A 16,092-nucleotide genomic window follows, 5' to 3' on the forward strand; every position below is an offset into this window, starting at 1 on the left:
GTCATGGCACGGATCGCCGAGATTCTGGGCACGAATCTGCTGAATACGTTGCGGGTCGGTATAGTTGGCACTGTTCTGTACGCCGGGCTCATCATGGGCGTGGTTGTGGTGGCGGTGTGGAAGTTCCCGATGCCCGGCGTATAGGCCCGCGGCGACTCATAGTCCTGCGCCGATGCCGGCGAGTGAAACACTCGGTGGCAGTTCGGCGATAGAGCTAACAGGGGCGTGGTTGTGCCCGTGGCTCCGCGTGGCCGGGGATCAACGCGCGATGCCGTGACGGCCCTGTTGCTGTGGAAGGGACGATGATGTTCGGGACGGGCGTAGGTCTCATGGTTGCTCTGCTGGTGGTGACGCTTCTGGTGGTGCCCGTCTCGTTGGGTGTGGCGGCACGGGCGGACGCGAAGGTCCGCCGCCTTGCGGAGTCCCGGGCGTCCCATCCGAATCTGACGGGCTCGGTCGCTGTCGCGGATGTGGACGAGCGGTGTGATCGGTGGCGGCAGCTGGCGACGCGGGCGTGGTTGATCTGCGGCGGCGCCTCGCTGGTCGCAGTAGCGGTCGTGGGTGTCCTGATCCGTGTCGGGTGAAGGCGACTGCATTGTCGGGAGTGCGTGTAGTGGTTCGCGGCTGTCGGTGCGGGCGGGCTGAGCCCTCTGCCTCGAACCCGCAAATGAAAGATCAACGAAGCTGAAACCATTTCGGCTGCTGTGACATACGCGCCCGAGGCCGCCCGAGATGCGGGCGCGCACAGGTGAGCCGAAGCGGACCCGCCGAAGTGGAGTCCGCTCCGGCCGGGCCTCGCCGGGGCATACAACAGGTACCCGCCGCGTAAAGCCTGACCGCGCGTCACGCGGTGTGCGTCCGGGAAGCGGCGCGCTCCAGTCGGGCAGTGTGGTTCCGCGTTGGTGTGCCTGGGTTGTGGGCGTCGCTGATGTCTCCTCGGGCTTTGCTGCGTGTGAAACTATCGACCAGATTCACGGATTTCTGCGGAGCGGTGTCTGCACCAATCGCTGCTAGCCAGTACAGGTTTGGCGACCTGATCCTTCGTGTTCCGGTGCGAGAAAATGGTAGATCCGCCGCCCGCCCCCCTCGCTGAAATATGGCCCACGCCAAATGCCTTTCTCGGGTTGTACTTACGGCCGGCGGCCGTCGGTGCAAGCACGCCCGTTCAAAGAACGCGCATTCGAGTCCGGGCTTTGGTCCTGTCGGGGCGGATCGTGCCTGACCGATCGAGTCGACCGCGAATGATCCTCCCGAACTCCGCCACCGGCAAAGGAGAGATCGTCGGCGTGGGGTGGTCAGCGCGCGGTGGGTGCGGGTGTTCGAGGTCGGACTGGCCGGTCTGGACCTCGCGTAAGTGCGGTGTGTTGCGGTTGAATGGGTGACATGGGGTCGTCCGCGGGTGAGCGGCTGTGGCAGACGATGTGGGATTCTGGGTGGGCGTTGGTGTGTGTCCGCGGGCCGCAGTGCCGGTGGGCGGATCTGCTGCCGTGGGATGATGAGGCGGGGGAGCTGACCTGGCTGGCACGAGACGCCACTGAGATCGCCGAGCAGTATCGCCGCGACCGCCGATAGGAGCACACCCGGTGGCGGCAGGCGCGGGCGGGCACGCCTGCACGCAGTCGCCATTCGCCCTGATCCAGGAGATCCGCAGCTGGTTCGGCTCGGCGGGTGTCACAAGGCGCTGATCCTCACGTGGTTCCGGCGACGAGGCCGGACGCACGCCCCTCGGTGACCATCGGGGAGTGCTCGGTGAAGCCCCCGTCGACTCTGATGACCTGCCCTGTGATGTACCGCGCGGCATCGGAGTGCAGGAACGCGACGACCCGGGCGATGTCCTCGGGCTGACCGACGTGAGGGGTGTCGCAGTGGCGCGTGTACTGGGTAATCAGCTCGTCCCCGAGTTGGAGGCCGGGAGAGCTCAGTATGAGTCCGGGCGCCACGGCGTTGCACCGGATTCCCTGCTTGCCATGCTGTGCGGAGACGGCGCGCACGAGCTGGTTGACGCCCGCCTTTGCGACGCTATAGGTGGTCAAGTTGAGCTCGCCCATTTCGCCGGAGATCGACGACGTGCAGGTGATGCTGCCGCCGCCGGTGTTCACCATCGCCGGGATCGCGTGCTTGCAGCCGAGCATCGGGCCCAGGAGCAGTGTTTCGATCTGGGCATGGAAGGTGTCCACCACGAATTCCGTGATAGGGGGGTCGCCGGGCTCCCATGGGATCCTCAGGTCGGCGGCGTTGTTGTGCAGAATGTCGAGTCGTCCGAACTCGTCCACCGCGGTCGTAATCATCCGCTGGACCTGTTCCTCGACGCGGACGTCGGTCTCGACAGCGATCGCGTCGCCACCGTCGGCCCTGATCTGCTTCGCCCGTTGCTCGGCAACCTCGCCGTTGATGTCCGCGAGTACGACCTTGGCGCCGAGTTGCGCAAGCAGACTCGCGGTCGATGCGCCTTGGCCGACGCGGTAAGGATCGTCGTCGCCATGGAAGGACGCTGCGCCGGTGACGATGGCGACCTTGCCGGTGAGATCGATCATGCCGGCTGTCCCTCGACTGGTGCGGGCCTAGGACTGGGACGATCCGACGGTATCGCCGCGATGGACGCGAGGGTTAGATCCTTCCAAGGGGCCACTATCGGCTCGATTCGGGTATTTGGATTGCTGGTCATGCTCGCTCCATTTCCTCGTGCGCCACGGGAGGCGGCTGTTTCGCGAAGTAAGTTGCGTTACCGACTACGCGTAAATTGAACTCAGTTGAGTAAACTCTGTTTCTGTCGACCGTGCAACCGAAAGCAGTTGATATGGAATGACTTCGGCGTCACTGCGTGAGTGGGGGCGAGCGCTCGATGCCTGCTCCGGGGGCATCGGTCGGCGATGATCGTGTGGTGAACACGGGCAAGACATGGCCCCCGGATATCGGCGGTCGCCGAGTGCTGGGGGTTCAGGCGGAGTTGGCGCCGACAACGCCCCCAGGGCAGTGGGGCGGGTCCGTCGATCCGGTCCGAGTGCACGATATCGATGAAGGCGGGTGTGCGGTGCGTGATGTCGGAGTCGACGGATTGGGTGCGGTGGGGTTGGTGAAGTACGGGTGATGGCGCCGTACCGGTAGCGGGCGGGAGGAGATCGCGGGTTTCGCAGACTGCGGCCGCTACCGTCCGGATGGGGAGAGTGTCACCTCAGAGATGCTCGTCGTTGTGGGATAATCCGGAACGGAGGTAATCCGATCAGTCTGCCGTGCCGAATATCTCATGCCGCGGCTCCCGATCACCGCGCACCGAGGGTGGGCCTGGGGTTCGCGCCGATGTGTTGCTCCCTTCGGTCAAGCGCACGATCTGTTCAGCACGTTCGGCCGGGTGGTCGCCGCGGCTGCACCGCCAATCCCGCCTCCTTCCTGTGAATCCGCACCCTGATGGGCGCCGCGAACGATATGACGGTGATGGATTGGTTATGCCGCACCATTGGCGTTCTGGCCGGCCGCAACGGAGAGGGTCTCGCCGGTCATGTGTTTCGCACCGTCGGAGACCAGGAACATCAGTGCGTCCGTGATTGCCTGAGGGGGAATCCATGGAACTCCCTGGGGCTGATACCGACGGAATTCCTCGGCGACGTCGTCGATTGTCGGGGAGGCGAGGTCGGGTCGGAACAGCCCGTACATCGTGCTGTTGTGGATGATGGGAGTGTCGACGCAGCAGGGACAGATGACGTTCACGGTGGTCCCGGTGGTCGCCACCTCGAGGGCGACGGTCTTTGCCAGCCCGATGACCGCCCACTTCGAGGCCGAGTAGTGACTGAATTGCGGGTAGCCGCCTTTGCCCGCCATCGACGATGTGATGATCACCCGTCCCCAGGTCTGATTCAGCAGATGCGGAAGGCCCGCATGCAGCACGTTGAAGACGCCGTTGAGGTTGATGTCGATGACCACATCCCAGTCGGCGGGATCCATGTGGCGAAATTCGCTGATCGCCATGACGCCGTGATTGATCGCGAGAATATCGAGCGATCCAAAGGTGTCGACGATCCGCTCGACTGCATCGCTGATGGCCTCCCGGTCGCGCACGTCTGCCTTGAGTGCAAGTGCTTTTCCGTCAGCCTCGTTGATGAGCCACATGGTTTCGTCCATGTCCGCCTGCGAGGAGAGCGGGTAAGAGACATTCTTGATGTCTTCGCAGACGTCGAGGATGGCGACTGAAGCGCCGGCTTTGGCGAGCGCGAGGGCGTGCGAGCGGCCCTGTCCTCGCGCTCCACCTGTTACGAGGGCAGTTTTGCCTGTTAGATCGACCATTTCCGTTCCTCTTTCTCGTGGGTAGGTTGGGGACGATTCGGCGGCAGAGACCTGGGCGTGCGGCGAGCTATTACCGCGACTTACTGCGCCTGATCTGCGCTATGGACACTGCGGCCAAGAGCACGGCGCCGTTGAACAGGCTGCTTGTCCAGATCGGCACGCCGAGCAGTTGAAGCCCCTTGGCTCCGGTTGCCAGCAGCGCGATCGCTATCAGCGTCCCAGCCACATTCGCTCGGCCGGGATGAACCTGGGTCGATCCCAGGAAGATCGCGGCAAACGCGGGAAGGAGGTAGGGGGCGCCGGCGGTCAGGGATGCACTTCCGATCTTGGCGGCGAAGATCACACCGGCGAGTGAGGCGAGGATCGACGAAGCAACGAGCGCGCCGAAGATGTACCGTGCTGTGCGAATGCCATTGAGACGCGATGCCTCCGTGTTGCTGCCGACAGCTTGAAGTCGGCGTCCAATTGGCATCTGTTCGGTGACGTACCAGACGATTACGGCCACGACGGCCATGTAGATGACCACGACGGGAATCCCGAAGTACTGGGCCTGACCGAGCGAGAGGAATCCCTGCGGTATTCCGCCGACGATCTGGTTGCCCCCGGAGACGCCGTAGATGACGGCCTCGAGTATTGATGCCATCGCCAGGGTGGCGATGAAGGAGTTCACATTGAGTATCGCGATGGCGATCCCGTTCGCGGCTCCGACGAGGGCCCCAACTGTCAAAGTGAGCAGGGTAGCCATCGGGACGGATAGCCCGTGCGATGACTGCAGCCAGGAGACAAGAATGACGGCCAGGCCGAGGCCTTGCGCGACTGAGAGGTCGAAGGCACCCGCGCGGTACGCGACGAGCAGGCCTAGAGAGAGGATCGTCGTGATCGCCTGGTCGGCGATGAGTGTGCGGAAGGCCCGGATCGTGGGGAATGTTTCCGGTAGCAGGACGGAGAACAACACGATCAGCGCGGCGAGCAGGACGAGGCCCGAGTAGCGCTGCAGAACAATGCCGAGCAGCGGTTTCTTGTCCCCTTGAATCTGGGGGTGTGCTGCTGGTTTGGATTCAACGCTCGTCATGCCAGTACCTCGTCCTTCTCCGTGTTTTCGTGCAACCCCAGCAACTCTTGCTCCACGACCGCGGTGGTCAGTGACGAGCCGCTGAGTGAACGCGTGCACACCCCGTCCGCGAGAACAAGAACGCGATCACAGAGCTCGACCGCTTCCTGACCGTCCGTTGTGCACACGACGACGGCGATCCCGTCTCGGGCAGCCGCGCTCAGCAATGCGTAGAACTGTGTCTTCGTTCCCACATCGATACCCTGGGTGGGTTCATCGAGAATCAGCATCTTGGGCTTGGTTCGGAGCCATCGCGCAAGAAGAACCTTCTGCTGATTACCGCCGCTCAGGTTGATGACGAGGTTCTCCGGGTCTGATGGGCGGACGTGCATTTTCCCGATCCAGTCACCCGCGACACGGCTCTCTGCACGCCTGCTGATACGGCCCAGCCTGGTGATGTCGGCGAGCATGGGTAAAGTCAGGTTCTCGCGCACCGTTGCGTCTGGGATGACCGCGCTGCGCCGCCGGTCCGTCGGCAGGAAGGCGATCCCCGCCCGAGATGCGGTGTGGGGGTTCAAACCCGAGTATGTGCTCCCGTGTACCGTGACAGATCCGTCGATCGGCTCGGTCGCGCCGACGATGAGGCTGGCCACCTCTTCCCGGCCCGAGCCCGTCACACCGACCAGCCCGAGGACTTCGCCTGGGTAGACGTCGAAGTCCAGCGGTTTCAATCTCGTGCCGGTCAGCCGCCGAACCGTGACAGATGGCTCCTGGCTGGTGACCGAGAGACTTGTCGGCTTGTGCGGCACCAGTGGCCGGCCGAGGATGTCCCGGATGAGACTCTCCCGCGTCATGGTGGACGTCTGCGCAGTGGATACGCGGCGACCGCTGCGAAGCACCGTCACTCGATCGCAGGCGGTGAGCAGTTCGTCGAGCCGGTGAGAAACGAACAACGTGGTCACTGCGCGCTCGCGCAATCTCTGTAGGACCGCAAAGAGGCGCTGGACCTCCGTCGGTGGCAGTGCCGCGGTCGGTTCATCGAGAACGAGCAGCCGGAGAGCTGCGCTCGAGTCGTTGATCAGGGCGCGCGATATCGCAACACCGACGCGCTCTGAGGGACTCAGTTTGCTCACATCGGTGTGCGGGTCCAGCTCGTATCCCAGCGCGTGGGTGGCCTCCCTGGTAGCAGCTATTTGTCTCCGCCATCGGATGTTCCCGAATGGGCCGGTTGCGTACCCGGATCCCAATGCGAGGTTCTCCACGACCGAAAGGCCGTCCACGATCCCGAGATCCTGGTGGACGAAGTGAATTCCGACTCGGTGCGGTGCGGAAGGGTCACCGAAGGGGAGTGGTGCTCCGAGAAAGGTGCCCTTCGCTCCCGGGTCTGGGGAATGGTAGCCCGACAGGATCTTGATCAACGTGGACTTCCCGCACCCGTTCTGTCCCACCAGACCGTGTATCTCGCCCACCGTCAGGCTCAGATCCGCGCCGTCGAGCGCGCGGCCGCTGTCGAAGGTCATCGACAGGCTGGAGAGCTCTAACAAATCGTTCACTGGCTTCCTGTTCTGAAAGGCTGAGACCTCGAATGTTCGTGGTTGGTCAGGTAACTGGTAGGTTCCACATCGTCAGGAAGAGCTCCCTGTAGTTGCGCGGGGTGATCCAGGGATCCTCGGTTGGGGCGGTGTCCTTCGTGAGGATCTGGATCCACGGCCATGCGGCTGCGGTCGTATCGTCGGGGCTGTCGGCGACCGGCGAGGGGATTGCATCGCCCTTCAGCGCGCGCACCGCGGCATCGACGTAACGCCAGCCCAGTACCTGGTTGGAGACGCCCAGCCATGCCTCATTCTGGTCTCCGGCAGTTAAGCCCGCGATGTTGTCGGCGATCGGGCTGTTGCCAATGAGTTTTACGTCGGTGAACCCTGCCGCGCGTACTGCGGGCAGTACGCCCAGCGAGAAATCACCCGCTGTGAAGACGATGTAGTTGGTGTCGGGGTGCTGTTGCAGTGCGCTGACGACCTTGGATGGAATGGCCGTCCCGATGTCGTTGGCCGTGCCGTTGATGTTGGTGTTCGAGCACGTGTCCGGGCACAGCTCGGCGAGCCGATCCTCGTATCCGACCTGTGGAGGGACGACAATCGGGAAATCGGGAACGTTGACAAAGATGCTGTTCACATTGCCGCCGGACTTCGTGATCGCCCAGTCTGCGAGCAGCTGGCCCATGTAGCGCACCATGCTGGCCGGCTCGAGGAGGACCGTCGGTGGAGCCGGGTCGTTGTCTACGGTGCCGGCCGCCGTCTTGGGGTCTGGTTCGTAGATCGCGGAGTTGTCGATGAATGGAATGCCGAGGCGTTTCATTTCCTCACGTTGCTTGACAGTGGCGGACGGCGGGGTGCCCGTGCTGAAAATCGCATCCGGATGTAGCTGCACCGCGTTGTCGAAGGCCGACTGGATACTCTCCGGGGTGCCCTGGTAGGTCAGGGTGGTCACCGTCGCCCCGATGGCGTCGGCTGCAGCGGTCATGCCGTCGCGGAACGTCGCGCAGGTCGGCAGTGCGCAGCCTACGTAGGCGAACCGGAGTCCCTGACGCGGTGCGCCACTAATAGATTCGGTAACTCCGACGTTCGTCGCGTCCGCCAGATGCGTGTCGACTTCCGCTTGCGCAATCTGCACGGCGTGGGTATTGACCGAGCCGTCTCCCGCCGCGGAGGAGGATGTGGAGTCACACGCTGTGAGTGCGAGCGCAACTCCTAGAACGACTGTGGCACATAGGACCTTCAATTTCGCCTCGCTCTGAATCGAATTGGGTTCTGTTGGCGAACGGAGCCTGGATCACGGTGCAATGCCGATGCTGATCCAGCAGGTGCGCCCGATGGATCCATAGGTGTCCCCAATGTGATTGGGGCACAGTGCACGGAGCCGGGATCAACTGGTGTGCGCTCCGGCGCGCTGTCGCGGCGTTTCGGTCGTCGTCTCCGATGTTGCCGCTCGGGTTCCTGACGTTGTCGTGCATTCGTCCGGTCCTCGCGTGCTGCGCGGATGTCGCGCGAGTGGAGACGTCCGAGAGAGCCTTCTGCGTCGGACCTGCAGACGCAGTGAATGGTCCTTCCGTGGCCGGTTACCTGAGACTATCGGGGCGGCGGTGTGCTAGCACTGACAGGCAACCCAGACGGCGCAGGACGGCGCGGATCATGCTGTGCTGCCGATGAAGCCCGTCGATCGCACGACCGTATTCGTCCTCCGGCGTCTGGGGAAGCCCGATCAGAATGCGCGGCTCGGCGCCTGGAGATCCTGCGTCAATCAACACCCGATCTGCCGGCAGCAGATGAACAGGCACGTCCTCTCGGCCGGATACCTCACCCACGGCCACAACGAGATAGTTGTGGCCCAGGTCGGTGAATGATTCGAGAGATGTTCTCCCGCTGGGGAGGTCCACCGACACGTGGAGGATGGGCAGTGGTGTCTTCTCGGAGTCGAGGTCACGGAGTCCGACGATGGGAAGTTGGTGGGTGCGGGCGAACTCCTGTAGGTCGTTACCTGAGGCGACGTCTGTCGGGTGGGTAGTGCCGACGACTGTGGTGAGCACCGCGGCGGGTGGGAAACCGGCTGCCGCTACCAGATGTACTGCAGCTTCGGGATGCCCGAAGTCCGAGATGGGCAGGGCCGCGTCCGCGCGCAGGGGCACGACATGGCCTGGACGGCTGAATGACGCGGGTGACGCATCCGGGGACGCCAAGAGCCGGATCGTGCGTGCACGGTCCGCGGCAGAGATGCCGGTGGTGATACCAGTGGCCGCGTCGACGGTGACGCACTGTGCGGTTCCTGGGGCGGCACCCTGTTGAGCCGGCAGCCATAGGGCGTCGCACCGGTCCGGTGGTAGGGCGACTTGCAGGAATCCTGATGAATAACGGATAGCGAAAGCGGCATCAGCCGTGCTGATCCGGGCCGCAGGAAAGACGACCTCACCGCTGGTCGGCGAGCCAATCCCATCGGTGAGGATGATGGCCTCCCCGCGGGACAGCTGACTGATCGCGGCCATCACTCGTTCTTCCGCGCGGATCTCAGCGAGCGTTGGTGCGAGGGCGATGCGCTGTGCGAGCGGATTGTCGTCGGTGATAGTCATGGTGAGATCGTCTTCCTGGTGGTCACGCCGGGAACTGCCTGTCTCTCGGGCTGCTGCAGGCGGCTGGTCACAGCTCGACAGAATGCACTGCTAGTTGACCGATACCGGCTGCTGCTGTGCCGCGTATTTTTCGCTCGCAGCGTTGATGGCCGCCATGGTCTCGGCCTTCCACTCGTTACCCCGCACCCACGCATTGTGCTCGCGGATGGGCTTGAGCTGCCCCCGGAATTCGGGAATCACGTGCTCGGCCCAGAGCGTGACGGCATTTCGCTGGCGCTCGTAGTCGGTGAAGTCGGTGAGAGTCATGATGAAACTTCCGAAGCCGCCGGTTTGGTCGGCAAGTTGCCGGATCTTCTTGATTGCAGTGTCAGGGGTTCCGATCAGCACCGACCCGGACTCGATGGCCTCGTCGATCATTCCCTCGACATCTGGCTTCTCGGAGGCCGGCAGCGGCGAGATATGCGCCAGATAGTTCCAGATCTCCTCGAACCCGTGGGTGCAGTCCTTGCGCGCCTGCTCCTCGGTCTCCGCGATGTGGGTAATCGCCGAGAGCCGCCAGTTCCGACGCGACACCGTCCGCCCGGCCTTCGCTGCCTCGTCCTCGGCGATCTTCCAATGGCCGCGAAGGGCGCCGAAGGCGGCAGGGCTTGTGGCGGCAAGATTGATCATCCCCACACCCAGCCTCCCGGCCGTGACAGGCCCGGACGGTGAGGTGACAGCTGCGACAACTACATCCAGCTCCGGCAGACTGTAGGGGCGTACCTGTAGTTTGGCCTCGCGAAGATCGAACCAGTCTGTCTTCTCCGTCACCGTCTCACCGCGGAGGAGCCGAACAATGACCTCCGCGGCCTCGAGCATCATGTCGCGCTGCTTCGTCGGGTCGATACCCAGCATGTAGGCGTCGGAAAGGAGCTGTCCGGGACCGAATCCCATGATCGCGCGACCGCGAGACAGGTGATCGAGGGTGACCAGGCGCTCCGCGAGGAGGAAGGGGTTGTGGTAGGGCAACGAGTTGACGGCCGTTCCCAGTTTGATGGTTTTGGTGCGCTGCGCGGCCGCTGCGAGCAGCATTTCGGGCGCGCCGATCGGTTCGTGACCACCGGAGTGGTGCTCGCCGAGCCACGCCTCCTGGAACCCGAGGCTGTCGGCGAGCTCGATGATCTGCAGGTCCCGCTCATAGAGAACTGTGGGGCTCACTCCGATCTTGTGGAAGGGGGCCATGAAGACGCCGAACGCGGTCGGGTAGTTGGATTCGGACATGCAACACCTCGGTTTCTCGGTCTAGCGTGATTTTTGTCGTAGCCCAGCGAGCACATAGGTTGCTGATGCGCGTTAGGCACTTTCGGTATGGGCCGATCTGGCGCTTTCGATGGTCGCGGCCTCCACCCGGCCGCCGAGAGCGATAACCAGGGGAATCGGGTCGTAGAATTCGCAGAAGTGCGTGATCCTCCCGTCTCGGATGGTGAAGCGCGTGACGTACTCGTTCTTCAGCTCGACCGGAATGACCATCTTCATGTCGCTCTTGTACTCGGCGATGACCTCGCCGGGATCGGAGTGATACGTCTCGAGCCTGAAGTCGTACAGCCCCTCGGTCTCGATGATGGAGGGAATGGTCTCCAGGAAGGCCATCACTTCCTCGATGCCCTCCATCCGCCGATTGAATCCAGGCGGGGCGTAACGCATCTCGAAGACGATGTCCTCCGCGAGAAGCTCACGCTTGACTTTGAAGTCCCAGGTGTTGATGGCCTCTAGATACCTACGGGCGATGTCGATATTCGACGCTCGCAACTCCTCGACAGTCGGCACACGTTCTCCTTTGGCAAACTGAACTCATTTCATGCGAAGGTTAGGCTGTGATCCACGTCTCGTCAATAGATCTCGATGCTGGAAGTTGCGCGGCCGAAACGGTTCTGGTGCGCGGGCGTCTACGGTACCCTGACATGAACCCAATTCAGTTCGTTCCGAGTGGCGGTGGTGTTCAATGTCAGAAATTCAGGCAGCGGGGTCCGATGACGGATTCGTCGGCGGCGACGATCTGTCGCCGCGCGTCCTTCGTGGCGCGTACGGCCGGTTTCCATCAGGCGTCGCGGCAGTGTGCGCAGTGATCGACGGCGAACCGGCCGGTATCGCAGCCAGTTCCTTCGTGTCAGTGTCGCTCGAACCAGCACTGGTGTCCCTGTGCGTCGCCCTCACGTCAACAACATGGCCTCTGCTCCGACGAGCCCAATCTCTGGGTGTCAGTGTGCTGGCCGACGCCCACGCGTCGACCGCTCGGGCACTCGCGTCGCAAGTACCCGATCGATTCGCGGGAATAGAGTGGGTTCGCGACAATTCCGGGGCCGTCTTCGTTGCCGGCGCAGCCCTTTGGTTGAACTGTTCAATCTACGAGCAGGTTCGGGCGGGCGATCACGAAATCGCAGTGCTTGCCGTCAACCGCATCAAGATGCACAGTTCCGTATCACCCATCGTGTTCCACGACAGCCAATTCCATCGGATGGCGCGCTCCGGGCCTTACCCGTCGAGCTAGGGAAGGAAGACAATGTACATCGAGGTCACTTCTGCCAGTGTTGCAACTCGTCACCTCCTGGATCTCAAGACGTTTCACGTACAAATGAGCTCCGATCGCGAAAAGGCCCACGAATCGCTGGTCAGCGGAAATATCGGCTACATCGACAACGACACGGTCTTCATTCGATCAGCCTGGCTCCGCAACCAAGGACCACACACCCGTGAGTGGCTCGAGAACTTCGGAGCCATGCTGTCTTACGCCGAGGACCGCGGGTGGTACGACGGGGAATTCATCGAAGCGCATATAGAGCCCAACGAATAGACCAGATCTTGCTTCGAGCGCGCGCGTCACCATGCCCGCGGCCTGGCCGGGCATAGATTAGCCGTCGTCTCCAACGTGCACGCTGGGCTCGTTGCCGCAATCGGAGCCACCCCGCCCGGGCGCCCCTGCTGGGCGCAATTCTTGCATCCGCGATGGCCACCGCCGCGCACGGGAAAGGGCATCGACCAGGTAACCCGGATTCCGAATCGCGCGTTTCGTGTGAATGGATCTGTACCGGCCGAGGTGGGGCGAACAACCACACGTGGGGGAATCAGTCGTGTCGAGTGCGCCGGTCGGAATCTATCAGCGGTTGGAAAGCCTCGACATGGGGCGTTCGGCGCACGTGTCGACCCAGATTCTGTCGAGCAGGCACTTCTCCGGATCGGTCAACCGGGTGGATAGATACCGTCGGTACTCTGCGACATCGCGGAAATCGAACCGCTCGATCACGCGGTCCGTACCGACCTCAGCCGTCCAGCGGCGCGCGCCGAGACGGCGGCGGGCGCGTGCGAGGTCGCGCCGAAGTGCCCGAAACGACGCATGTCCGCCGGGCCGTAATTGATAGATCACGGTCACCCGGACCGGTGCCGACTCCTCCACCACCGGTGCCAGCGGAATCGCGGTCCGCGTACCCGCGGCGTCGAGAGTGGGGGCGATCGTCTCCGCCGGCACGATCCCATGGACAAGCGCGCCGATGCCCGCGCCGACCATCACTACGGACGCCGTACCAAATGCGAGCTCGAGGGAGAAGAGATCGGCGAGCGCCCCCCAGACGATTGAGCCGACCGCCTGGCAGCCCTGGAAGACCAGCAGCATCAAGGCAATGGTACGGGCCCGGATCCACGTCGGCAGAGCGCCGTGGGCGGCCATCATCCAGGAGCTCTGCACACCGACCCACGAGGCGCCGACGACCGCCATGAGCACGGCGACGACCACAACATTCGACACCGTGGCGACCGCGGCAAGAACGGCAGCATAGGCGAGTGATCCGGCGCAGATGAACGCGTTCTGCGTGATCCGGCGGCGAATGGGCATCACCGCCACGGTGCCTACGACGGCACCGAACCCGACGAGCCCGAACATCAGGCCGAACTGACTCGAGGACAGGCCCAACCGCTCGTATGCGATCACGGGCAGCAGAGCCCACAGACAACTCGAGGGCATCCCGAAGACCGAGAGGCGGTACAAAAGTCGCCGGGTCCAAGCGGAATTCCAGACGAACCGCGTCGCCGCCGCCAGTGCTGGGAGCATCCGTTCGGATGAGCGCGGCATTGCCGAGCCCACGCGCCTCCGCGAGCGCAGCGGCACGACCAGCACGGCGAAGACGACGCCCAACGCCAGAAAGAGGGCCTCGGACGTCGTCGCGGTCAACAGTGCACCACCGATGATCGGGCCGATTGCACGGGCGCCGTTGTAGGAGGCGCCATCGAGGATGGCCGCGGTACCCGCGAGGGGTCGGCCCACGATGTGCGGCATGAGTGATTGCCACGCGATCGTGATAGTCGACAGCCCGGCGCCGACCGCGCCGACCGTCGCGAGCATCAGCCATGGGGGCACGTCGCCGGTACTTGCGAGCACGGCCGCGGCTACCGCCGCACTCGCAAGGACGAGTAGCGCTCCGCGCATCAAGACCGGCCCCGCCCCGCGCTCACCCCAGACGCCCATCGGAAGTGCGAACAGGAGGAAGGGAATCGCTAGCGCTGTCTGAACGGAGGCGATGACCGTCGAGGATTCCCCGGACACGGTCAGTGTCCACTGGACCGCAACGACGAATACCCAGACGCACACATTGGTCACGCATTGGACGGCAACGAGGACTGTGAAGTCCGCGTTGCGGAGCGGATCTCGGAGCGAGGAGGTAGCCGCACCGGGCTGCATCAGTGATTCTCCTTTCCAATCAGCTGGCGGCGCTCCTGATGGATCCTGTGCCATGCACCGGTCGGAGCGAAGTCGACGGCCTCACGCGGTGACGACCGCACGATCGGCTGCAGCTCGGTCCGCCGCGGCGAGGCCGAACACGAGGGCCGGGGCGATGCCGCCGGTGTAGGCGTGGTCGTAGAGGCCGCCGGTGTCGGATCCCGCAGCGAACAGACCCTCGATCGTTCCGCCCGCAGCGGCGAGGACGCGGCCGTTCTCGTCGATGCGAACGCCGTGGAACGGGAACGTCAGCGCTGGGCACGCCTCGATCACGTAGTACGGGCCCCTGTCCAAGGGCTCGGCGTCGTAGGCGCGCGGCGGTCGCACCGCACGTCCTGCCGCATTGATCCTGCCGATCTCCTCGGCGATCACGGCACCGTCATAACCCCACTCCTCGGGCAAGTACGCGAAATCGTCGAGACTCTCGGCGAACCCGCACCTGCCGCCGCGGCGTTGTGCGAGGTCGAATTTGTCGATGGCAACGGCACCCTCCACGTAGCTGCCGGTGATCCAGTCGCGGTAGACCCGCTCGTCGGCCACCAGAAGTCCGCGGGACTCGGGCTGTTCGAGCAGGGCCATCGTGGTCAAGTGATCGCCGGCGGTCTCGTCGATGAACCGGCGGCTGTCGAGATTGAACAGCAACGCGTGCTCGCTGTAGTACAGCGACAGTGCCACGAAGTCGGCGGGCTCACGGAAGCTCACCCCGGTAGGAATGAGGTGTCCATAAAAGCCGGAGCGATCCTTCCCCGTCGCGGCACCAACGGCCTCGGCCAGCCGTAATCCATCACCGACGCTGGTCGGGTTGGAACGTAGCTGCATCGCGCTCGCCGCTGGATGGATGTGCTTGTTCGCCGCCTCGGGATTCGCCTGGAATCCTCCGGTCGCGATGATCGTTGCGCGAGCGCGGATCTCCCGTTCGGTACCGTCCGCCAGGCGCACCCGCGCCCCGACGACGGAACCGTCCTCGGTAAGAAGCCTGAGAGTGCTAGTGCTGGTGATCAGTTCGCCGCCGACCCGGATTCGCTTGCGGCACTCGCCGATGTACTGGTTGGTGTCGAACTGGTGGCCTGTGCCGTAACGCAGGACCGTCACGGCGTCCGCGCACTCGACGTCGAGCGAGCGAATCCACTCGATACCTGGTGCGAATCCGTCGACGAGCGCGCGTCGCAAGGCGGGGCTGCCATTGGGGTTGACTTCGTCCATCACCTCGTGCGACGGCGCCGTCCATGCATACCCGGCGAACTGGGCAGACCCGCCGACCGTGGCGGACTTCTCGACGACGATGACCGAACTACCCCGGCTCAGGGAGCGGGCGGCCGCGGTCAGTCCTGCCATGCCCGCGCCGATGACGAGTACGTCGGTGTCAATTCCTGGCATATCGTGCCCCTCCGTTGTGCTGCTGTAGTGTCTGCGGTCACATTAGCTCCCTAATTGAAGTCAGTTCAAGTCTTGGTGCATGGTGGTTCGACCGCCGCGCCAGTAACGGATGACAGCGGAGCCTGGTTCCGCTCGCGGAGGGATCGTTCGGCAGCGCGACGGCTTGAAAATGCTCGACAACGCCTACGATCCCCGACGCATGGCGCACCATCCAAGGTGTGTGACAACCGGGTGCAGCGGCGGGGCTACTACCGACTATCTATAGGCACGAGTTCGGGAGAACCGTGTGAAACCGCTACTGAGAGTGCAAAATTTCAACGTTTCGAGTGACGGAATCTGTGGTCGGAGCCCGGGCATCGGAGGGCTCACCGACGACCCGGCCCGCGAGTTCCGAGGGCAGCGAGGGCCCGGAGCGGGACTTCGCCACAGTGCTCGCCGACTACGACGAACACGACACCCTCGCCCTGGCGGAGATCGAGCAGTGGTCGCCCCGCACCCGAAGGATCGACGAACGGGACT

At 63.7% G+C, this 16,092-nt stretch carries 15 protein-coding genes and 1 pseudogene; 6 read left to right on the top strand and 10 right to left on the bottom strand.

Going from position 1 to position 16,092, the window contains the following annotated elements; all coding sequences use genetic code 11:
* Positions 1 to 3 precede the first annotated feature (3 nt).
* From RHA1_RS50995 to RHA1_RS52640, 4 genes and pseudogenes are all read left to right on the top strand, one after another.
* Positions 4 to 144, top strand: a complete 141-nt coding sequence (locus RHA1_RS50995; RefSeq protein ID WP_041813309.1) for a hypothetical protein — start codon at positions 4 to 6, stop codon at positions 142 to 144.
* A 158-nt stretch (positions 145 to 302) separates the two neighbouring features.
* Entirely contained in the window at positions 303 to 584 is a 282-nt protein-coding gene (locus RHA1_RS40425; RefSeq protein WP_081437576.1) for a hypothetical protein, read from the top strand.
* Positions 585 to 1,383: 799 nt separating this feature from the next.
* Positions 1,384 to 1,572, top strand: coding sequence for a hypothetical protein (locus RHA1_RS40430; RefSeq protein WP_041813497.1), 189 nt, complete (start codon positions 1,384 to 1,386; stop codon positions 1,570 to 1,572).
* Positions 1,572 to 1,658, top strand: a pseudogene (locus tag RHA1_RS52640) (hypothetical protein); the annotation flags it as partial. The gene RHA1_RS40430 and the pseudogene RHA1_RS52640, both read left to right, overlap by 1 nt.
* Before the next feature lie 30 nt (positions 1,659 to 1,688).
* On the opposite strand, the gene RHA1_RS40435 reads toward RHA1_RS52640, so the two are convergent.
* The 8 genes from RHA1_RS40435 to RHA1_RS40470 form a co-directional block, all read right to left on the bottom strand.
* Complete coding sequence (locus RHA1_RS40435) at positions 1,689 to 2,534, bottom strand: SDR family NAD(P)-dependent oxidoreductase (protein WP_011599799.1); 846 nt, start codon at positions 2,532 to 2,534, stop codon at positions 1,689 to 1,691.
* A gap of 907 nt (positions 2,535 to 3,441) precedes the next feature.
* Positions 3,442 to 4,278, bottom strand: a complete 837-nt coding sequence (locus RHA1_RS40440; RefSeq protein WP_011599800.1) for a mycofactocin-coupled SDR family oxidoreductase — start codon at positions 4,276 to 4,278, stop codon at positions 3,442 to 3,444.
* Positions 4,279 to 4,348: 70 nt separating this feature from the next.
* Positions 4,349 to 5,350 (bottom strand): ABC transporter permease, encoded by a 1,002-nt coding sequence (locus tag RHA1_RS40445; RefSeq protein ID WP_011599801.1) that lies wholly within the window; start codon positions 5,348 to 5,350, stop codon positions 4,349 to 4,351.
* Entirely contained in the window at positions 5,347 to 6,882 is a 1,536-nt protein-coding gene (locus RHA1_RS40450; protein WP_011599802.1) for a sugar ABC transporter ATP-binding protein, read from the bottom strand. Before RHA1_RS40450 ends, RHA1_RS40445 begins: the two co-directional genes overlap by 4 nt.
* A 46-nt stretch (positions 6,883 to 6,928) precedes the next feature.
* On the bottom strand, positions 6,929 to 7,999 hold the full coding sequence (locus tag RHA1_RS40455) for a sugar ABC transporter substrate-binding protein (protein WP_041813312.1): 1,071 nt from the start codon (positions 7,997 to 7,999) through the stop codon (positions 6,929 to 6,931).
* A gap of 445 nt (positions 8,000 to 8,444) precedes the next feature.
* On the bottom strand, positions 8,445 to 9,449 hold the full coding sequence (locus RHA1_RS45105; protein WP_011599804.1) for a 3,4-dihydroxy-2-butanone-4-phosphate synthase: 1,005 nt from the start codon (positions 9,447 to 9,449) through the stop codon (positions 8,445 to 8,447).
* Between the two features lie 90 nt (positions 9,450 to 9,539).
* On the bottom strand, positions 9,540 to 10,709 hold the full coding sequence (locus RHA1_RS40465; RefSeq protein ID WP_011599805.1) for an LLM class flavin-dependent oxidoreductase: 1,170 nt from the start codon (positions 10,707 to 10,709) through the stop codon (positions 9,540 to 9,542).
* A gap of 72 nt (positions 10,710 to 10,781) precedes the next feature.
* Positions 10,782 to 11,255 (bottom strand): nuclear transport factor 2 family protein, encoded by a 474-nt coding sequence (locus RHA1_RS40470; protein WP_011599806.1) that lies wholly within the window; start codon positions 11,253 to 11,255, stop codon positions 10,782 to 10,784.
* 175 nt (positions 11,256 to 11,430) lie between these two features.
* On the opposite strand from RHA1_RS40470, the gene RHA1_RS40475 reads away from it, so the two are divergent.
* Both RHA1_RS40475 and RHA1_RS40480 read left to right on the top strand, forming a co-directional pair.
* The gene (locus RHA1_RS40475; RefSeq protein ID WP_011599807.1) at positions 11,431 to 11,976 is read left to right on the top strand and encodes a flavin reductase family protein; all 546 of its coding nucleotides are present in this window, start codon (positions 11,431 to 11,433) and stop codon (positions 11,974 to 11,976) included.
* A gap of 12 nt (positions 11,977 to 11,988) precedes the next feature.
* Positions 11,989 to 12,279 carry a hypothetical protein gene (locus RHA1_RS40480; protein WP_011599808.1) on the top strand — a complete coding sequence of 97 codons (291 nt, stop codon included), beginning with the start codon at positions 11,989 to 11,991 and terminating at the stop codon, positions 12,277 to 12,279.
* A gap of 303 nt (positions 12,280 to 12,582) precedes the next feature.
* Here the strand turns inward: RHA1_RS40480 and RHA1_RS40485 are convergent, their stop codons facing one another.
* Both RHA1_RS40485 and RHA1_RS40490 read right to left on the bottom strand, forming a co-directional pair.
* Positions 12,583 to 14,157 (bottom strand): MFS transporter, encoded by a 1,575-nt coding sequence (locus RHA1_RS40485; RefSeq protein ID WP_011599809.1) that lies wholly within the window; start codon positions 14,155 to 14,157, stop codon positions 12,583 to 12,585.
* Between the two features lie 81 nt (positions 14,158 to 14,238).
* Positions 14,239 to 15,573 (bottom strand): FAD-dependent oxidoreductase, encoded by a 1,335-nt coding sequence (locus tag RHA1_RS40490; RefSeq protein WP_011599810.1) that lies wholly within the window; start codon positions 15,571 to 15,573, stop codon positions 14,239 to 14,241.
* Positions 15,574 to 16,092 lie beyond the last annotated feature (519 nt).

Origin of the sequence: Rhodococcus jostii RHA1, assembly GCF_000014565.1 — a bacterium.
GTDB classification, from domain to species: domain Bacteria; phylum Actinomycetota; class Actinomycetes; order Mycobacteriales; family Mycobacteriaceae; genus Rhodococcus_F; species Rhodococcus_F jostii_A.

Coding starts and splice junctions, on each gene's coding strand:
- RHA1_RS50995 (WP_041813309.1), top strand. CDS start 4: ATGGCACGGATCGCCGAGATTCTGGGCACGAATCTGCTGAATACGTTG.
- RHA1_RS40425 (WP_081437576.1), top strand. CDS start 303: ATGATGTTCGGGACGGGCGTAGGTCTCATGGTTGCTCTGCTGGTGGTG.
- RHA1_RS40430 (WP_041813497.1), top strand. CDS start 1,384: ATGGGGTCGTCCGCGGGTGAGCGGCTGTGGCAGACGATGTGGGATTCT.
- RHA1_RS40435 (WP_011599799.1), bottom strand. CDS start 2,534: ATGATCGATCTCACCGGCAAGGTCGCCATCGTCACCGGCGCAGCGTCC.
- RHA1_RS40440 (WP_011599800.1), bottom strand. CDS start 4,278: ATGGTCGATCTAACAGGCAAAACTGCCCTCGTAACAGGTGGAGCGCGA.
- RHA1_RS40445 (WP_011599801.1), bottom strand. CDS start 5,350: ATGACGAGCGTTGAATCCAAACCAGCAGCACACCCCCAGATTCAAGGG.
- RHA1_RS45105 (WP_011599804.1), bottom strand. CDS start 9,449: ATGACTATCACCGACGACAATCCGCTCGCACAGCGCATCGCCCTCGCA.
- RHA1_RS40465 (WP_011599805.1), bottom strand. CDS start 10,709: ATGTCCGAATCCAACTACCCGACCGCGTTCGGCGTCTTCATGGCCCCC.
- RHA1_RS40475 (WP_011599807.1), top strand. CDS start 11,431: ATGTCAGAAATTCAGGCAGCGGGGTCCGATGACGGATTCGTCGGCGGC.
- RHA1_RS40480 (WP_011599808.1), top strand. CDS start 11,989: ATGTACATCGAGGTCACTTCTGCCAGTGTTGCAACTCGTCACCTCCTG.
- RHA1_RS40485 (WP_011599809.1), bottom strand. CDS start 14,157: ATGCAGCCCGGTGCGGCTACCTCCTCGCTCCGAGATCCGCTCCGCAAC.
- RHA1_RS40490 (WP_011599810.1), bottom strand. CDS start 15,573: ATGCCAGGAATTGACACCGACGTACTCGTCATCGGCGCGGGCATGGCA.